The following is a 16132-nucleotide window of genomic DNA, read 5'->3' as shown; positions in this document are numbered from 1 at the left end:
CCTCGAAGGCAGGCCCTCGTGCTGACCGTCGACTTCACCCGCTTCCCGCTCGCCGCAGGCGACCGGGTGCTCGATCTGGGCTGCGGCGCCGGCCGGCACGCCTTCGAGTGCTACCGGCGCGGCGCCCAGGTGGTGGCCCTCGACCAGAACGCCGAGGAGATCCGCGAGGTCGCCAAGTGGTTCGCCGCCATGAAGGAGGCTGGCGAGGCCCCCGAAGGCGCGACCGCCACCGCGATGGAGGGCGACGCGCTCAACCTGCCGTTCCCCGACGAGTCCTTCGACGTCGTCATCATCTCCGAGGTCATGGAGCACATCCCGGACGACAAGGGCGTCCTCGCCGAGATGGTCCGCGTGCTGAAGCCCGGCGGCCGGATCGCGGTCACCGTGCCCCGCTACGGCCCCGAGAAGATCTGCTGGGCCCTCTCCGACGCCTACCACGAGGTCGAGGGCGGCCACATCCGGATCTACCGCGCCGAGGAGCTGCTCGGCAGGATCCGCGAGGCCGGGCTCAAGCCCTACGGCACCCACCACGCCCATGCCCTGCACAGCCCGTACTGGTGGCTGAAGTGCGCCTTCGGGGTGGACAACCAGAAGGCGCTGCCGGTACGCGCCTATCACAAGCTGCTGGTCTGGGACATCATGAAGAAGCCCCTGGCCACCCGGGTCGCCGAGCAGCTGCTCAACCCGGTCGTCGGCAAGAGCTTCGTGGCGTACGCGACCAAGCCGCACCTGCCCAGGGCCGAGGCGTGAGTACGCCCGAGCAGACGGAACACCTCGTCCTGCCGGGTGTCCTCACCGCCGAGCAGGCCGCGGAGACCGTGGCCGCGCTGCTCGCCGTGCAGCGGGAGGACGGGGCACTGCCCTGGTTCCGCGGCCACCACCTCGACCCCTGGGACCACACCGAGGCCGCGATGGCCCTGGACGCGGCCGGTGAGCACGAGGCCGCCGCCCGCGCCTACGCCTGGCTGGCCCGGCACCAGAACGACGACGGGTCCTGGTACGCCGCCTACCACGACGGCGACGCCGACCGGCCCACCGACCTCGGACGCGAGAGCAACTTCTGCGCCTACGTGGCCGTCGGCGTCTGGCACCACTACCTGGCCACCGGCGACGACGCGTTCGTCGACCGCATGTGGCCGACGGTCTACGCGGCGATCGAGTTCGTGCTGGGGCTCCAGCAGCCCGGCGGCCACATCGGCTGGAAGCGCGAGCCCGACGGCACCCCCGTCACCGACGCGCTGCTGACCGGCTCCTCCTCCGTCCACCAGGCACTGCGCTGCGCACTCGCCCTGGCAGAGGACCGCGAGGAACCCCAGCCGGACTGGGAGTTGGCGACCGGCGCGCTCGGCCACGCGATCCGCAGCCACCCGGAGCGCTTCCTGGACAAGAGCCGCTACTCGATGGACTGGTACTACCCGGTGCTCGGCGGCGCGCTCACCGGACCCGCCGCGACACGGCGGATCGGGGAGGGCTGGGACCGCTTCGTCGTCCCCGGCCTCGGAGTGCGCTGCGTGCTGCCCAACCCCTGGGTGACGGGCGGCGAGAGCTGCGAACTGGCCCTCGCCCTCTGGGTGACGGGGGAGTCCGACCGGGCGCTGGAGATCCTCCAGTCCGTCCAGCACCTTCGGGCCGAGGGCGGTCTGTACTGGACGGGATACGTCTTCGAGGGCGAGAAGGCCTTCTGGCCGGAGGAGCTCACGACCTGGACGGCCGGCTCACTGCTGCTCGCGGTGGCCGCGCTCGGGGGCGACGAGGCGACCACGGCGGTCTTCAGCGGTGAGCGGCTGCCGACGGGACTCGAACCCGACTGCTGCCGCGAGCCCGTCTGACCCGGACCGAAGAAGTACCCCGCCCCGCGAACGTACGGCGGGACGGGGCGCGGGACATGGACCGTGGCCCCGGTCGGGAGCGGGAGGGGGCGCCCCGGTCCGTACCGGGGCCACGGGCGTGGACAGCGGGCAGGCGGGTCAGCGGCGGACCCGGCCGGCCACGGCGTGCCCGATGAAGAGGTAGACGACAGCGGCCAGACCGTAGCCGGCGACGACACGCGCCCAGGCCTTGTCGAAGGTGAACAGGTCGTACGACCAGCCGGCCAGCCAGTTGGCCGAGTCGTGGACGAACTGCACCAGCTCGTTGCCCCGGTTGGCGTCGAGCAGGTACATCAGGATCCACAGGACGAGGATGAACGCCATGATGTCCGCGACGATGGCTATGACCCGCGCGGCGGTGCTGCTTCCTGAGCCTCTTCTTGTTGACATGCACTCCAGATTGCCGCTTTGCCGTGGCTGAAACCCGTACGGCGGGCACCGACTGGCGGACGGCTCCCGCACGGGCGAGCCTGAGGCGGGCGCCGAGGTGACGGACAAGGTGCCGTCCACCTCCCAGTTGGGCCGGTAGCCTCCCGTCGGCGCACCCGGGAGACGGCAACACCCCGGCCGGGAACGGCAGTGGCCCCCGCCCTGGAGGGCGGGGGCCACTTGCCGGGGATCAGTCAGCCGCGCTGGATGCCCGTGGTGTCCTGGAGCACGCCACGACGGCCGTCCTGCGTCTGGGCGATGAGCCCGGGACCACGCTGCTCGACCGCGAGGTACCAGGTGCCGGGGGCGAGCTCGGCGATCGGGTTGGGCGCGCCGTCCTCGCCGTACAGCGGGCGCGCGACCGGAACCGCGAACCAGAACGGTGTGAAGTCACCGGCCGGTGCAGCACCGCCCTGGGGCGCCTGCTGGGCCGCCGCCGCCTGCTGTTGCTGCGGCTGGCCGGGCTGGCCCTGCTGCGCACCGTACGGCTGCTGCTGGCCCTGCTGCGCGCCGAACTGCTGCTGGCCGCCGGGGTAGCCGTAACCCTGGCCGGGCTGCTGGCCGTAGGCCGGCTGGACGCTCTGAGCCGGACGCGGAGCACCCATGAGCGGGGCCTTGAGCGCGGGCACCAGCGGTGTGGCGACCGCAGCGCCGGCGAGCACGATGGTGGCCAGCAGTCCGAGGATCAGACCGGCACCGGCGTCACCGGCGTCGATGATCGTCCAGAACATGGTCCACAGCGAGTACACGGTGAACGCGACGCCGAACGGGCCGAGTTCGAGTCCGGCCACCTTGCGGCCCGGCAGGGCGCGGCTGACGATCAGCAGCGCGGCGCCGATGATGCCGGCCAGGTAGATGCCCATCAGGACGGAGAGCGAGTCCCAGGCGTTCGCGCTGTAGCCGGAGCAGTCCACGCCCGAGGGGCAGTCGTAGCCGGAGAGGTCGAGGAAGGAGGCGATGAACAGCACGACCGCTGCTCCGATCACCACGCCGTCGCCTCGGGAGAGGGAGCGGATATTCACGTGAAGGTCCTTAGTCGGTCGTCTCGTCGGGGCGGTCGTCGATGCCGCCGGAACGGCGGGCAGGGCGCGAAGCTCGGGGGCGGCCCCCCATCGTACGGATGAATCTATCGTCTGCCCGTGCGGGTCGTGCGGCTGCCCGGACCCCGGACCGGCAGTCCACCAGATGTCACCACGATCACCGCAGAACTACCGCTTCAGATAGCCGCCGATGCCCTCGGCGATGCCGAGAGCGGCTTTCTGACGCCAGTCCGCACCGGTGAGCAGGGTGGCATCCTCTGGATCACGCATGTTGCCGCATTCGATGAACACTTTGGGCACGGTCGACAGATTCAGGCCGCCGAGGTCCTCGCGGGTGTCCAGCCCGGTGTCCCCTCCGACGTAGTTGGAAGGGGTGCTCCCGGTGACGCGGACGAAAGCCCCCGCTATCCGTTCGCCCAGGTCGCGCGAGGGGGCGACGATCTTCGAGGTGTCCGCGCCGCCGCCTTGCACCGCCGCGGGGAGGATCACGTGGAAGCCCCGGTTGCCCCGCGCCGAACCGTCCGCGTGCACCGAGACGACCGCGTCCGCCCCGGCCTTGTTGCCGATCCGGGCGCGCTCGTCGACGCACGGGCCGAACGGGCGGTCGCCGTCCTGGGTGAGGACGACCTTCGCGCCCTGCTTCTCCAGCAGTGCGCGCAGCCTGCGCGAGACGTCGAGGGTGAACCGGGCCTCCGGGTAACCCGCGTCGGTGGCCGTTCCGGTGGTGTCGCACTCCTTGCGCCCGGTGCCCATGTCCACCTGGCGGGCGATCTCCCGGGTGTGCTCCCGGTTGCCCGGATTGTGCCCCGGGTCGATGACCACGGTGCGTCCGGCGAGCGGCCGCTGCGGAGGCTCCGAGGACGGGGTCGGGGCCGGCGTCCGCTCCGGGGCCGAGGCGGGGTCGCCGCCGGGTGCCGTCCCCCCGTCACCCCCGCATCCCGAGGCGGTCAGGCAGGCGCAGCCGAGCGCCGCGGCGGCGAACACGGTCCTGCGGCGCGCGCTCGCGCGCAGGGCGGGGGGTGTGAAGTCGTCGTGGTGCACGTCGAGATGCTATCCGTGCCCCTCAGATCCCCGCCCCGGTACGCCGCAGGACCCGCAGCGAGTCCAGGGCCGAGATCTGGGTGAACGCCCCTGATTCCAGGGCGCGTCGGTGCACACGGTGGGGGGCCTGGCCGCCGTCCGCCGGGTCGGGGAACACGTCGTGGATCACGAGCAGCCCGCCGTCGGCGACCTTCGGGGCCCAGCCCTCGTAGTCGCCGTTCGCGTGCTCGTCGGTGTGCCCGCCGTCGATGAACACGAGACCGAGCGTCCCGCCCCACACGGCCGCCACCTGAGGGGAGCGGCCGACGAGCGCCACCACGTGCTCCTCGAGGCCCGCCGAGTGCAGGGTGCGGCGGAAGGACGGCAGCGTGTCCATCAGGCCGATGACGGGATCGACCACCGACGGGTCGTGGTACTCCCAGCCGGGCTGCTGCTCCTCGCTGCCCCGGTGGTGGTCGACGGTGAGAGCCGTGACCCCGGCGGCGCGGGCCGCCGCGGCGAGCAGGATCGTCGACCGCCCGCAGTAGGTACCGACCTCCAGGAGCGGGAGGCCGAGAGCGGCGGCCCGCACGGCCGCGGTGTACAGGGCGAGGCCCTCGTGGACCGGCATGAAGCCCTTGGCGGCCTCGAAGGCGGCGAGAACCTCCGGCTCGGGACGGACGGCGGACTCGGCGGCCACGGGGTTCCTCCTGGTGGGGCGGGGTGCGTAGGACGGCGTCCCATCGTGCCGTACACCCCCGCGACGCGGATCGGCGGGGGCGCGGGGGTGTACGGAGGGCCCGGCTGACGGGGCCGGTCAGCAGCTCTGCCAGAGCCGGGTCATGACGCGGACGCCGAAGCGCAGGCCCTCCAGCGGGACGCGCTCGTCCACGCCGTGGAAGAGCCGGCCGTAGTCCAGGTCGTGCGGGAGCTTCAGGCCCTTGAAGCCGAAGCAGCGGATGCCCAGGTGGTCGAACGCCTTGGCGTCCGTGCCACCGGGGTTGCAGTAGGGGACGGGGTGGCCGTCCGGGTCCTCCGCGCGGACGGCCGCGCACATCGCGTCGACCAGCGGGCCGTCGAACGTGGTCTCCATCGCGATGTCGTGGTTGACCCACTTCCGGGTGACCGAGGGCAGCAGCAGCCGGTCGACGGCGTCGACCAGTTCCTGCTCGTGGCCCGGAAGGAACCGGCCGTCGACACGTGCGGTGGCCGTCCCGGGGATCACGTTGGTCTGGTAACCCGCGGTGAACATGGTGGGGTTGGCGGAGTTGCGCAGCACCACCTGCATGAAGTCCGCGACCGGGCCCAGCCGGGACAGCGTCCCCTCGATGTCCTCCTCGTCGAACTCCACTCCGTACAGCCGGGCGGCCTCCCGCAGCAGGGCGCGGACCGGTTCGATCAACCGGATCGGAAAGGTCGCCCGGCCGATCCGGGTGAGCGACTCGGCGAGGTCGGTGACCGCGTTCTCGTCGTTGGGCGACGAGCCGTGGCCGGCGCGCCCCGTGGCGGTGAGCTCCATCCAGGCCATGCCGCGCTGGGCGTTCTCGATCGGGTACAGCCGCCGTGTGTCGTCGATCGCGAACGAGAAGCCGCCGCCCTCGCCGATCGCCTCGGTCACTCCGGCGAACAGCTCCGGACGGTGCTCGACCAGCCAGTGGGCGCCGAACCTGCCGCCCGCCTCCTCGTCGGCGAGGAAGGCGAGGACCAGATCGCGGGCGGGCCGCGTACCGGTACGGGCGAAGTGCCGGGCGGTGGCCAGCATGACCGCGACCGTGTCCTTCATGTCGATCGCGCCGCGCCCCCAGAGGTACCCGTCGCGGATCTCCCCGGAGAAGGGCGGCACCTGCCATTCGGAGGCCTCTGCAGGTACGACGTCGAGGTGGCCGTGCACCAGCAGGGCGCCCCGGGAGGAGTCGGCACCCTCGACGCGAGCGACGACGTTGGCCCTGCCAGGTGCGGACTCGACCAGCTCGGAGGCGATACCCACCTCGGCGAGGCGGGCCGTCACCCAGTCCGCCGCCGCGCGTTCGTCGCTGGTGGGGTTGGAGGTGTCGAAGCGGATCAGCTCGGCACAGAGACCGATGACCTCTTCCTGGGCCTCCTCGGACGCGGGGACGGTACTCATGCCGCTCCTGACGTGGTGGTGGTGACGGGGGCGGCGGCAGCGGGGGTGTGCGCGTCGTCGTCCAGGGTGGAGGTGCCGTAGGGCCTGACCCAGCCCAGCAGGCCGAGCGCGCAGTACAGCAGGAAGGCGGTGGCCAGGGAGTTGAGGGCCGGGATACCGCCGTCGAAGAACTTGCCGACGCAGAAGGCCGTGATCCAGATGGCCAGTGACATCGGTACCCAGGTGGGGGAGGTCCGGGGGAGCGTCTGCGCCTCCCGGGTCTCGTCGAGGGGCCGGCGCATCCGCTTCACCACCCAGTACTCCGCGACGATGATCCCGCCGATCGGCGGGATCATCACGCCCAGCAGGGACAGGAACTCCGTGAAGTGGGTCATGATGCCGACCGCCGAGAGGAGCGTGCCGGCGGCGCCGAGGGCGACGGTGACCACCCCGCGGTGCAGTCGCTTGCCGAAGACCACCTGGAAGAAGTTGACGACGCCGAGCGAGGATCCGTACAGGTTCCAGTCGTTGATCTTGGCGGTGGACATCAGGACCACGATCACACCGAACGCGCCGGAGGTGGAGAGCACGATGTGCGAGACCTCGCTGGACTTCACCAGGTGGCCGAGGAGCACGCCGACCATGCCGACGATGTACTCGGAGAGGATCATGGAGGAGGCGCTCTGCACGAAGACGTGCGAGCCCTTCCTGTTGTAGCGGGTCATCTCCGGGGAGACGATGGCGCCCGTCATGTAGCCGCCGGCGATGGCGGTGGCGGCGACGGCCAGCGGGATCGTCTCACCGGGCGGTGGCGAGCTGATCAGGTCGCTGAGCGAGTGGTCCTTCAGCGTCGTGACGACGGACCAGGCGACCATGGCGAAGAAGAGCGGGGTGACGATCTTCGCGAACATGGCCATGTACCTGAAGCCGAAGATCACCAGAGCGGTGATGGCGATCCCGGCGAAGACGCACCACATCCAGGACGGGCCGCCGACGAGGGCGGAGACGCTGTTGCCGAAGATCGTGTTCTGTACGCCGAACCAGCCGACCAGGCTGACCGCGATGACGAAGCTGACCAGCGCCGAACCGTTGCGGCCGAAGCCCACCCAGCGGGTCAGCATCGGGGTGGCGAGGCCCTCGCGCATCCCGGCCAGGCCGATCGCGAAGATCACTATCTCCAGGATCACCGCGCCGAGGGTGAAGGCCAGGAACGCGTTCCCGAAGGTCATTCCGACGCCGATGGTGGCGCCGAGCGTGAACTGCGAGATGGATCCGGACTGGGCGAGCCACTGCAGGAGCATCGACCAGAAGCCGAAGCGCCTGTTGCGCGGCACCCGTGAGAGCGAGTAGTCGTCGCTGCCGATGCTCTTGGCCTCAGGGGCCGTGGCGACGGCCCGGCTGTCGGATGCCATCAGGACTCCTGGGGTGTGCGGCCGAAGGTCTGCAGGTGAGCGAGCGACCCGTAGCGGTTGACGAGGTTGTCGAACTCCACCGCGTCGTGGAAGTCCAGGGTTCCGGCGCCGAAGGCCTTGGCGACCTCGACGGCGTACCGGGCGGCGGACGCGATGTCCGCCTCGTGGCTGGCGCCCGTCTGGCAGCCCGGCACCGCGGCGGCCGAGGTGATCGCGAGGCCGGCCACGGGGACGGCGGTCGCGGTGGAGGGCTGCAGGATCGAATTGATGTGGTGTGCACCATTACCGTACGGGGTGATGTCCTGTGTGGTCACCGGATAAGTGACCAACGGCTCACCGGTCACCACGGCGAGCAGTTCGCCGAGCTGCTCGGAGACCCGGAGCACCCAGCCCTCCTTGACGGTGGGCGAGAGGGCCAGGCCCTTGTGGTTGATGATCCGGTTGCCCTTGGTGGTGTCGATCGAGAGCACCGCCTCCATCTCGCCGGTGACCTCGTGCCGGTTCATCGTGGCGATGTCCACCGGGGACCCCATGAAGGGCACGGGGTCGTGCGGCTCGGTCGGCGCGCTCGGACAGACGTGAGTGGCGATGACCACGTCGCCGGGCAGTACGTCGCCCCGGCGGCGCATGTCCAGCAGCTTGGCGGCCGTGGCGAGGGCCGAGACCGCGCCGTCGGCGTCGGACACGAGTCCGGTCACCTCCGGCCGTGCGCCGACACCGCCGAGCCGGCCGACCACACCGAGCGTCCGGGCGGTGCCGCCGGAAAGGCGTCCCCGGGTGCCGGGGATGCGGACGAGCACGAAATCCGTCGACCCCCGCTCGCCGGTCACGGTGGTGACCTGCGCGGACGCGCCCTCGGCCCCGGCGACGGAGTCGAGGTGCCCGGCGACGGACCTGCCGCTGACCTGCGGGTCGTCCAACAACTCGACGATGTCCAGTACGTACTTGAGCATGGGGGGCCTTTCTCCGGTGCGGGACACCCGTCCGGCGCTCCCGAGGTGGGGCGCGGGGCGGGGTCTGGAGCAACATTCGGGATCGGCTACCGTGGAACGCAACAGTTTCCCGTTATCTGCAATTCAGGTCTGAATGGTGAGATGCTGATGGCCGACTTCGATCTCGACCGGAACACCCCCACCGGCGCGCTCCAAACCGTCGACCGGGCGCTCCTGGTGCTCCTCGCCTTCGAGCGCACGAGGCCCGACTGGGGTGTCACCGAGGTCGCCGAGGAGTTCGGCTGGGACACCTCGGTCGCCCAGCGCCTGCTGGCCACCCTCGCCGGCCGCGGATTCCTGGTCTCCGATCCGGTGACCCGCCGCTACCGCATCGGTCCCGCCGTGCTGCGGCTCGGGCGTCTCTGGGAGCGCTCGGGATCGCTGGAGCTGCTGGCCGCACCGGTGCTGGAGGACCTGCGCCGGACCACCGGCGACACAGTCCTGTTCTGCCTGCCCGACAGCTTCCACATGCGGTGCGTGGCCGCCGAGGAGGGCGAGTCCGGGCCGCTGCGCTACTACCCGCTGGTGGGTGAGCTCTATCCCGCGCACGCCGGCGCCACCAGCAAGTCCTTCTACGCCTGCCTGCCCGACGATCAGCGCAACCGACTGTTCCGGGGCCGCCCCATGGCGCGTTTCACCGACCGGACCGTCACCGACCCGGACCTGCTGGAGAAGGAGTTCCTGAAGATCCGCGCCCAGGGGTACGCGTGGACGGTCGGCGAGTACGACACCGGGATCGCGACCGTCGCCGTGCCGGTGTTCCTGGGGCGCGAACCCTACGGAAGCCTCAGCCTCGGCGGGAGCGAGGGCCGGTTCGGGGGAGCGCCCGAGGACCGGCTCGACGCGCTCCGGCACGCCGCCCGCCTCCTGGAGCGGCGGCTCACCCACCCGCCCCAGCGGCCCAAGTCCCGCGCGGGCCGCCCTCGTACCGCCCGAAACCCGGCCGGGAGCCGACCGCCCGTCCCCGCACCGACCGGCCGCCCCGCCGGCAGCCGGTCCCGTCCCCACGAGGAACCACCGTGAATCTGCTGCTTCTCTCCAACTCCACCCAGTACGGACTCGGTTACCTGGAGCACGCCCTGGACACCGTCGCCGCCTTCCTGCCGCAACGCGCGCGGCTCGCCTTCGTGCCGTACGCCCTCGCCGACCACGACGGGTACACCGCGCGGGTCCGCGCCGCTCTGGAGCCGTCCGGGGTCAGCGTGCGAGGCGTCCACGAGAGCGCCGACCCGGTGGCCGAACTCGACGCGGCGGAAGCAGTGTTCATCGGAGGGGGCAACTCCTTCCGGCTCCTCGACGCCCTGTACCGCACCGGCCTCCGCGAGGCGGTGCGGGACGCCGCACGGAACGGACTGCCGTACATGGGCGCCAGCGCGGGGACCAACATGGCCGCGCCGACACTCCGCACCTCCAACGACATGCCCATCGTCCAGCCGCCGTCCTTCGACGCGCTGGGGCTGGTCCCGTTCCAGATCAACCCGCACTACCTGGACCCGCGTCCGGCCGACACCCACAAGGGCGAGACCCGTGAGGAGCGGCTCACCGAGTTCCTCGAGGAGAACGACGTGCCCGTGCTCGGGCTGCGCGAGGGCTCCTGGCTCCGTGTCCACCGACACGCGGCACACCTCGGCGGTGCCGGACCCGCCCGGCTGTTCACCCGAGGCAACCCGCCGCAGGAGCTCCCGGCCGGGTCGGACCTGTCCCGGCTGCTGACCACGGAGCCGAGGTTCGACTCTCCGGGGCGCTGACCGCCGCCGGGGCGGGCCCTCCGGCTACGGCGCCGAGGTCCGGGGTCCCGCCGCGGCGACCGGTGCCGCCACGGGGCCGACCCCGGCGGACTCCGCGGCGGCGAGCGCGTCGCCCGCGCTGCTGGCCAGCAGCACCGGCCGCGCGGGCCGCTGCGCGGGCAGGAACGCGGCCAGTACGAGACCGATCAGCACCGCCCCCGTGGCGATCATGAACGAGGTGCGGAAGCCCTCCATGCTGGGAACGTCCACCGCCCCCATCCGCACCGAGGTGTTGGCCAGCACCATTCCGATGACCGCACTCGACAGCGAGGTGCCGATCGACCTCATGAGCGTGTTCAGGCCGTTCGCCGCACCGGTCTCGGACGCGTCGACGGCACCGATGATCAAGGCAGGCAGCGAGGAGTACGCGAGCCCGATCCCGGCGCCGAGCACCACCGCGATCACCACGGTCTGCCAGGCCGCGCTCATCAGCCCGAGCCCCGCGCCGTAGCCGATCGCGATGATCAGCATGCCGAGCATCAGGGAGGTCTTGGGTCCCCGGCGGGCGGAGATCCTGGCGTACAGCGGGGCCACGAACATCATCGTGAGCCCCAGCGGCGCCACGCAGAGCCCGGCGACGACCATCGACTGCCCCAGCCCGTAGCCGGTCGACGCGGGCAGCTGGAGCAGCTGCGGCAGGACCAGCGAGACGGCGTAGAAGGCCACCCCGACCATGATCGAGACGAGGTTGGTGAGCAGCACCTCACGGCGGGCGCTGGTACGCAGATCGACCAGCGGCGCCGGGCTGCGCAGTTCGAAGAGACCCCACAGCACCAGGATCACCAGGGCCGCCGCGATCAGCCCGAGGGTCAGGGGCGAGGTCCAGCCCCAGTCACTGCCCTTGGTGACGGGGAGCAGCAGGCTGACCAGGCCCAGGGAGAGCCCCAATGCGCCGACCACGTCGAAGCGGCCGGGCGCGCGCAGCGGGGGCTCCGGCACGACGAAGGCGGTCAGCGTCATGGCCAGCACCCCGAGCGCGGCCGAGCCGAGGAAGAGCGCGTGCCAGTCGGCGTGCTGCGCCATGAGCGCGGCGGCGGGGAGGGCGAGTCCGCCGCCCACGCCTATGGAAGAGCTCATCAGGGCCATGGCGGAGCCGAGCTTCTCGCGCGGCAGCACGTCGCGCATGATGCCGATCCCCAGCGGGATGGCACCCATGGCGAAGCCCTGGAGCGCCCGGCCCGCGATCATCACCACCAGGTCGTCGGTGGACGCGCAGACCAGCGAACCGACCACCATCACGGCGAGGCTGGCGAGCAGCATCCGCCGCTTGCCGTTCAGGTCACCGAGCCGCCCCATGATCGGGGTGGCGACGGCACCGGCGAGCAGGGTCGCCGTCATCACCCAGGTCGCGTTGGCGGGATCTGTGTGGAGAAGGGTCGGGAGGTCCTTGATGACGGGGACGAGCAGGGTCTGCATCACGGCGACGGTGATCCCCGCGAACGCGAGTACGGGAACGACGCCGCCGCCCCGGCGCGGGCCGCGGAGCTTCCCGCCTTGCTGTTCGTTCGTCGTCCGTCGCATACGTGTGGCCTCCGGGCAGGGGAGTCGGAAAAAGGCAGGGTGGAGCGTGCGGGAGTGCGCCGACGGGCAGCACCGACCGCCAAGTGTGTGCATGGTGAACGCTTCCGTATGCCCGGGGTATTCCGGTGAACGCGGCGTAAAATCAGCGCAGTCGGTGAGGGTCCTACGTCCTCCGGCCGGGACCGGAGCGGGACCCCGAACCGATGTACGGGGCACGCACGGCCTGCGAGTATGACACCCATGGCTCACGACTCCCCACCCGCACGACTGCCCGCCCCGTCGAGAACCCGTACCTGGGCCGTGGTCGCGGCCGCCTGCACCGGTCAGTTCCTCGTCGTCCTCGACGTGTCGGTCGTCAATGTGGCGCTGCCGTCCATGCGCACCGACCTGGGGCTGAGCGGTCCCGGACTGCAGTGGGTCGTCAACGCCTACTCGATCGCGTTCGCCGGATTCATGCTGCTCGGCGGGCGGGCCGCGGACATCTACGGCCGCAAGCGGATGTTCATGACCGGGCTCGGCCTCTTCACCGCGGCCTCGCTGGCCGGCGGGTTCGCACAGGAGGGCTGGCAACTGCTCGCCGCCCGCGCGGCGCAGGGCCTCGGCGCCGCGGTGCTCTCCCCGGCGACGCTCACGCTCCTCACCGCGGCGGTCCCCGAGGGCCCCGCGCGGACCCGGGCGATAGGCACCTGGATGGCGGTCGGCGCGGGCGGCGGAGCGGCCGGCGGGCTGGTCGGGGGCGTCCTCACCGACGCCCTGTCCTGGCGGTGGGTCCTGCTCATCAACGTGCCGATCGGCGCGCTCGTGCTGGCCGGCGCGGCGGTGTGGCTCGCCGAGGGCCGGGCGGGCGACCGGCGCCGGGTCGACCTGCTGGGCGCTGTGCTCGTCACGGCGGGGCTGGCGACGACGGCGTACGGCATCGTGCAGACCGAGGCGGCGGGCTGGTCCGACGCGGGCACCCTGGTGCCGCTCCTCGGCGGGCTCGCGCTGCTCGGAGTCTTCGTCCTGGTGGAGGCGACCGCCGCGGCGCCGCTGATGCCGCTGCGGGTGCTCGGAGTGCGGGCCGTCTCGGCGGCGAACGTGTCGATGCTGCTGCTGGGTTCGGCGACTTTCGGTATGTGGTATTTCATGACCGTCTACGCCCAGAACGTGCTGGGCTACACACCTCTGCAGGCCGGGTTCGCCCTCGTGCCGAGCTCGGCCGCCGTCTTCGTCGGCGCGAAGGCCGCTCCCCGGATCATGGCGCGGACCGGTGCCAAGCCCCTGGCGGTGGCGGGCGTCCTGGTCGCGGCCTCCGGTTTCGGCTGGCAGTGCACCATGGGCGAGCACGGGTCCTACCTCACCGCGGTCTGCCTCCCCGGCATGCTGATGATGGCCGGCTCCGGCCTGGCCTCCACCCCGCTGGCCTCGCTCGCCACCTCCGGCGCGGCGCCCGGCGACGCCGGACTCGTCTCCGGCCTGATCAACACCTCCCGCACGATGGGCGGTGCGCTGGGCCTCGCCGTGCTGTCCACGGTCGCCGCGGCCCGCACCGCCGGGTCCGGCGCCGCGGGCGAGATCACGGCCGGATACGCCCTGGCCTTCCGCACCTCCGCGGTGGTGCTCGTGGCCGGAGCGGTGATGATGCTGCTCTGGCTGCCGGGGCACCCCGGAAGGCGCGGAGCCGGCGCCGCAGGCGTGCCCGGCCGGAAGCCGGCGGACGAGCCCGTCGCGGGGACGAACGGGGCGACGACCACCGACGGGACGGCCGGGAAGACCGCCGAGCGGGCCTGAGGGCCCGAATGCGCGCGGAGGACCGCCCCTTGCCGGGACGGCCCTCCGCGTCTCGTGCCCCGCGGTCTCAGACCGCCGCGCTGTCACCCCCTCCGGCCGGACGACGGTGCCGGCCGTGCGGCCGCACGGCCGCGCTCTCCGCCGACGCGCCACCCCGGTGCCTTCCGGAGCCGTCGTCGCGTTCCGCCTCCGGCCCCGGCGGACGCGTCTGGGTCGTGTCGGTTCTGGCCTCGGACATCTGGGAACTCACCCCGTAACAAATCGCCTGCATGTGCGTTGCGGGACCCGCCGCCCCCCGGTCCTCCGGCCGCGCGTACCGCTGCGCGGCCGGAGTTCACGTACGCCCTCGCGCCTGACCGTCAGCCGGCCGCCGTGCTGCCCGCGAGCGGAGCCTGGCCGAGCGGCACGGGCCTGCACACTCCAGGAGTCACCTGCGCCGCGGACGGTTGCGCTCCGGTGGTGTGCGGCGCGCGGGCCTCCTCCGCCGGCGCCTCCATCACCGCCACGGCACAGGGCGCACCGGGTCGCGCGTACGGCAGGTGCAGAGTGCCCTCCCGGCTCCAGAACCCTGCCCCGCACAGCCAGCCCTCCGGGGCCGCGACCTGGTGCAGCCGCCGTCCCGACGGACGCCACAGCCCCACCCAGCTGCCGGCCGGCCCGTCGATCCGCAGGGCGACCGCGCAGCTCTCCGGCGTCAGCATCTGGCCCGGCTGTACGGCGACGGGCGTCACGGACACGCCGGCCGGGTGGAGGCACTCGGGGAAGCGCACCGGCAGGAAGCTGCCCAGCACCCCCCAGCCGAGGCGGTCGTGGCCGGGGGCGTCGGAGCGGATCAGCAGCAGCCCGCTGTCGGCGTCGGCCAGCAGCAGCCGGTCGTCGCTGCCCGGCGCGATCTGCAGCAGCGGCGTCACCTCGCCGCCCCGCCCCAGGTCCACGGCGACGGCCTTCACCGGCCCACCGCCGGGCCACTGCCGGTCCAGCGCCAGGAGCCGTCCCTCACGGTCCAGCCACGCGCCGCCCGAACAGTGCCCCGCCACGTCCGCGACGTGTTCGGGACCGAAGGTGCCGCCCGCCACCAGCCAGACACCGGTGGAGCGCTCACCGGGGACCAGGGCGTAGGCGCTCATGCCGTCCGGGGGCGGGGGGAGCAGCGTGAGGTCCGTGCATTCGAGCGCGCCCAGGGGGAGTTCGCCGGTTCCCGGACCCGTCGGGTAGAGCAGCGAGAAGGCGTGCCGGTCCGCCACCCGGCGGCGGATGAGCACCCGTCCGTCCGAGAGGGGCAGGACGTCCGAATCCGCCTCCTCCGGCTGGTCCAGGGGGAGGGGTACGGCGTAGGGCTCGGGACCGTCCAGGGTCCATCGCTCGGGGAACCAGGCCGGATCGGCCGCCCCCGTGTCGGCCGCCGTGAGCCGGGCGGCGTACGAGTGGTCGGCGGCGATGGTGAGCACCGAGGGGGTGACGCGTGCCGGGGCCTCGCCGGCGGCGGCACCGCCCGGCGGTCCGGGCGGGAAGGGCGGCGGTGGGGGTACGGGGGGAAGGGGCGGGACGGCCGCCTCCGCGAACGCCGCACCGGGCCCCGGCCCGGCGGACCGTTCGGAGGCGCCAGGCCTCCGGGGCTCGGCGGAACCGGCGGGACCGCCGCGACCGGCATCCGCTCCGGGAGCACCCGCGTCTCCCCGATCGGGGCCGGACGCCTCCACTCTGAGCGGATCCGAGCCCTCGTCGGACGTACCCGCGGCGCGGGGTTTCTCCGGTTCGGCCGGTCCGACCGCTTCCACGGGCCCGGGGGCGGGCTCCGCCGTCGCGGCGGCCCCGGCGGCCCCCGCGGTGTTGTTCTCGATGGCACAGGCAGTCATGGTTCGGTCACCTCCGGCAACCGAAGCTAGGTTTCGGACTCCCCACCGGACAACATGCGCCACGGCACTTCACACATAAGGGTGCCGATGTCCGGATTCGCCTGCGGAGGCGAGGACGGCTGTGCTGCGGCTCGGGCGAACGCTCCGCCCGTCCGTGCCGATCGGGCGCCGCGGGTCCGTCCTCGCCGGTCCGGCCGTCCCGGGAACTCCCCGGCACGCCCGCGAGTGGCCGGGGGCCCCGGCGGCGGGACCGGCTCGTCGCGTAACGATTCATGACGTGCCGCCCGTCCGCCCCCGCAGCCCCGGCGGCCAGGGGCGGCGGGGCACGGCGGA

Annotated in this window: 14 protein-coding genes; 5 read left to right on the top strand and 9 right to left on the bottom strand. The window is 72.5% G+C overall.

What is annotated here, in order from left to right; translation table 11 throughout:
- The first annotated feature begins 18 nt into the window (after nt 1-18).
- Both AB0I83_RS21545 and AB0I83_RS21540 read left to right on the top strand, forming a co-directional pair.
- Nucleotides 19-750: a methyltransferase domain-containing protein gene (locus tag AB0I83_RS21545; RefSeq protein WP_363305768.1), complete on the top strand. Its 732-nt coding sequence runs from the start codon at nt 19-21 to the stop codon at nt 748-750.
- Entirely contained in the window at nt 747-1829 is a 1083-nt protein-coding gene (locus AB0I83_RS21540) for a prenyltransferase (RefSeq protein WP_363305767.1), read from the top strand. The genes AB0I83_RS21545 and AB0I83_RS21540 overlap by 4 nt, the downstream gene beginning before the upstream one ends.
- 138 nt (nt 1830-1967) lie before the next feature.
- Here the strand turns inward: AB0I83_RS21540 and AB0I83_RS21535 are convergent, their stop codons facing one another.
- The 7 genes from AB0I83_RS21535 to AB0I83_RS21505 all read right to left on the bottom strand — a co-directional run bounded on the left by AB0I83_RS21535 (nt 1968) and on the right by AB0I83_RS21505 (nt 8826).
- Nucleotides 1968-2258: a hypothetical protein gene (locus AB0I83_RS21535; RefSeq protein WP_356533243.1), complete on the bottom strand. Its 291-nt coding sequence runs from the start codon at nt 2256-2258 to the stop codon at nt 1968-1970.
- A 233-nt stretch (nt 2259-2491) separates the two neighbouring features.
- A complete protein-coding gene (locus AB0I83_RS21530; RefSeq protein WP_363305766.1) occupies nt 2492-3319 on the bottom strand; it encodes a DUF5336 domain-containing protein in 828 nt (275 codons plus the stop codon).
- A gap of 186 nt (nt 3320-3505) precedes the next feature.
- Entirely contained in the window at nt 3506-4348 is an 843-nt protein-coding gene (locus AB0I83_RS21525) for an N-acetylmuramoyl-L-alanine amidase (protein ID WP_363305809.1), read from the bottom strand.
- Between the two features lie 52 nt (nt 4349-4400).
- Nucleotides 4401-5057, bottom strand: coding sequence for a class I SAM-dependent methyltransferase (locus tag AB0I83_RS21520; RefSeq protein WP_363305765.1), 657 nt, complete (start codon nt 5055-5057; stop codon nt 4401-4403).
- Between the two features lie 117 nt (nt 5058-5174).
- Entirely contained in the window at nt 5175-6482 is a 1308-nt protein-coding gene (locus AB0I83_RS21515; protein WP_356533238.1) for a M20/M25/M40 family metallo-hydrolase, read from the bottom strand.
- Nucleotides 6479-7873, bottom strand: coding sequence for a cytosine permease (locus tag AB0I83_RS21510; RefSeq protein WP_363305764.1), 1395 nt, complete (start codon nt 7871-7873; stop codon nt 6479-6481). Before AB0I83_RS21510 ends, AB0I83_RS21515 begins: the two co-directional genes overlap by 4 nt.
- Complete coding sequence (locus AB0I83_RS21505) at nt 7873-8826, bottom strand: DUF1177 domain-containing protein (RefSeq protein WP_363305763.1); 954 nt, start codon at nt 8824-8826, stop codon at nt 7873-7875. The genes AB0I83_RS21510 and AB0I83_RS21505 overlap by 1 nt, the downstream gene beginning before the upstream one ends.
- A 147-nt stretch (nt 8827-8973) precedes the next feature.
- On the opposite strand from AB0I83_RS21505, the gene AB0I83_RS21500 reads away from it, so the two are divergent.
- Nucleotides 8974-9888 (top strand): IclR family transcriptional regulator, encoded by a 915-nt coding sequence (locus AB0I83_RS21500; protein ID WP_363305762.1) that lies wholly within the window; start codon nt 8974-8976, stop codon nt 9886-9888.
- The gene (pepE, locus tag AB0I83_RS21495) at nt 9885-10613 is read left to right on the top strand and encodes a dipeptidase PepE (RefSeq protein ID WP_363305761.1); all 729 of its coding nucleotides are present in this window, start codon (nt 9885-9887) and stop codon (nt 10611-10613) included. The genes AB0I83_RS21500 and pepE overlap by 4 nt, the downstream gene beginning before the upstream one ends.
- A gap of 24 nt (nt 10614-10637) precedes the next feature.
- On the opposite strand, the gene AB0I83_RS21490 is transcribed toward pepE, so the two are convergent.
- Entirely contained in the window at nt 10638-12173 is a 1536-nt protein-coding gene (locus AB0I83_RS21490) for an MFS transporter (RefSeq protein WP_363305760.1), read from the bottom strand.
- A gap of 231 nt (nt 12174-12404) precedes the next feature.
- Between AB0I83_RS21490 and AB0I83_RS21485 the strand changes: the two genes are divergently transcribed.
- Nucleotides 12405-13943 carry an MFS transporter gene (locus AB0I83_RS21485; protein WP_363305759.1) on the top strand — a complete coding sequence of 513 codons (1539 nt, stop codon included), beginning with the start codon at nt 12405-12407 and terminating at the stop codon, nt 13941-13943.
- A gap of 359 nt (nt 13944-14302) precedes the next feature.
- Here AB0I83_RS21485 and AB0I83_RS21480 read toward each other — a convergent pair whose 3' ends face one another.
- On the bottom strand, nt 14303-15799 hold the full coding sequence (locus AB0I83_RS21480; protein WP_363305758.1) for a hypothetical protein: 1497 nt from the start codon (nt 15797-15799) through the stop codon (nt 14303-14305).
- Nucleotides 15800-16132 lie beyond the last annotated feature (333 nt).

The organism is Streptomyces sp. NPDC049970, assembly GCF_040660235.1.
Taxonomy (GTDB): domain Bacteria; phylum Actinomycetota; class Actinomycetes; order Streptomycetales; family Streptomycetaceae; genus Streptomyces.
The sequence above is the reverse complement of the archived record's forward strand: the minus strand, read 5'-3'. Positions and strand labels throughout refer to the sequence as shown.

Coding starts and splice junctions, on each gene's coding strand:
- AB0I83_RS21485 (WP_363305759.1), top strand. CDS start 12,405: ATGACACCCATGGCTCACGACTCCCCACCCGCACGACTGCCCGCCCCG.
- AB0I83_RS21500 (WP_363305762.1), top strand. CDS start 8,974: ATGGCCGACTTCGATCTCGACCGGAACACCCCCACCGGCGCGCTCCAA.
- AB0I83_RS21535 (WP_356533243.1), bottom strand. CDS start 2,258: ATGTCAACAAGAAGAGGCTCAGGAAGCAGCACCGCCGCGCGGGTCATA.
- AB0I83_RS21480 (WP_363305758.1), bottom strand. CDS start 15,799: ATGACTGCCTGTGCCATCGAGAACAACACCGCGGGGGCCGCCGGGGCC.
- AB0I83_RS21505 (WP_363305763.1), bottom strand. CDS start 8,826: ATGCTCAAGTACGTACTGGACATCGTCGAGTTGTTGGACGACCCGCAG.
- AB0I83_RS21490 (WP_363305760.1), bottom strand. CDS start 12,173: ATGCGACGGACGACGAACGAACAGCAAGGCGGGAAGCTCCGCGGCCCG.
- AB0I83_RS21510 (WP_363305764.1), bottom strand. CDS start 7,873: ATGGCATCCGACAGCCGGGCCGTCGCCACGGCCCCTGAGGCCAAGAGC.
- AB0I83_RS21515 (WP_356533238.1), bottom strand. CDS start 6,482: ATGAGTACCGTCCCCGCGTCCGAGGAGGCCCAGGAAGAGGTCATCGGT.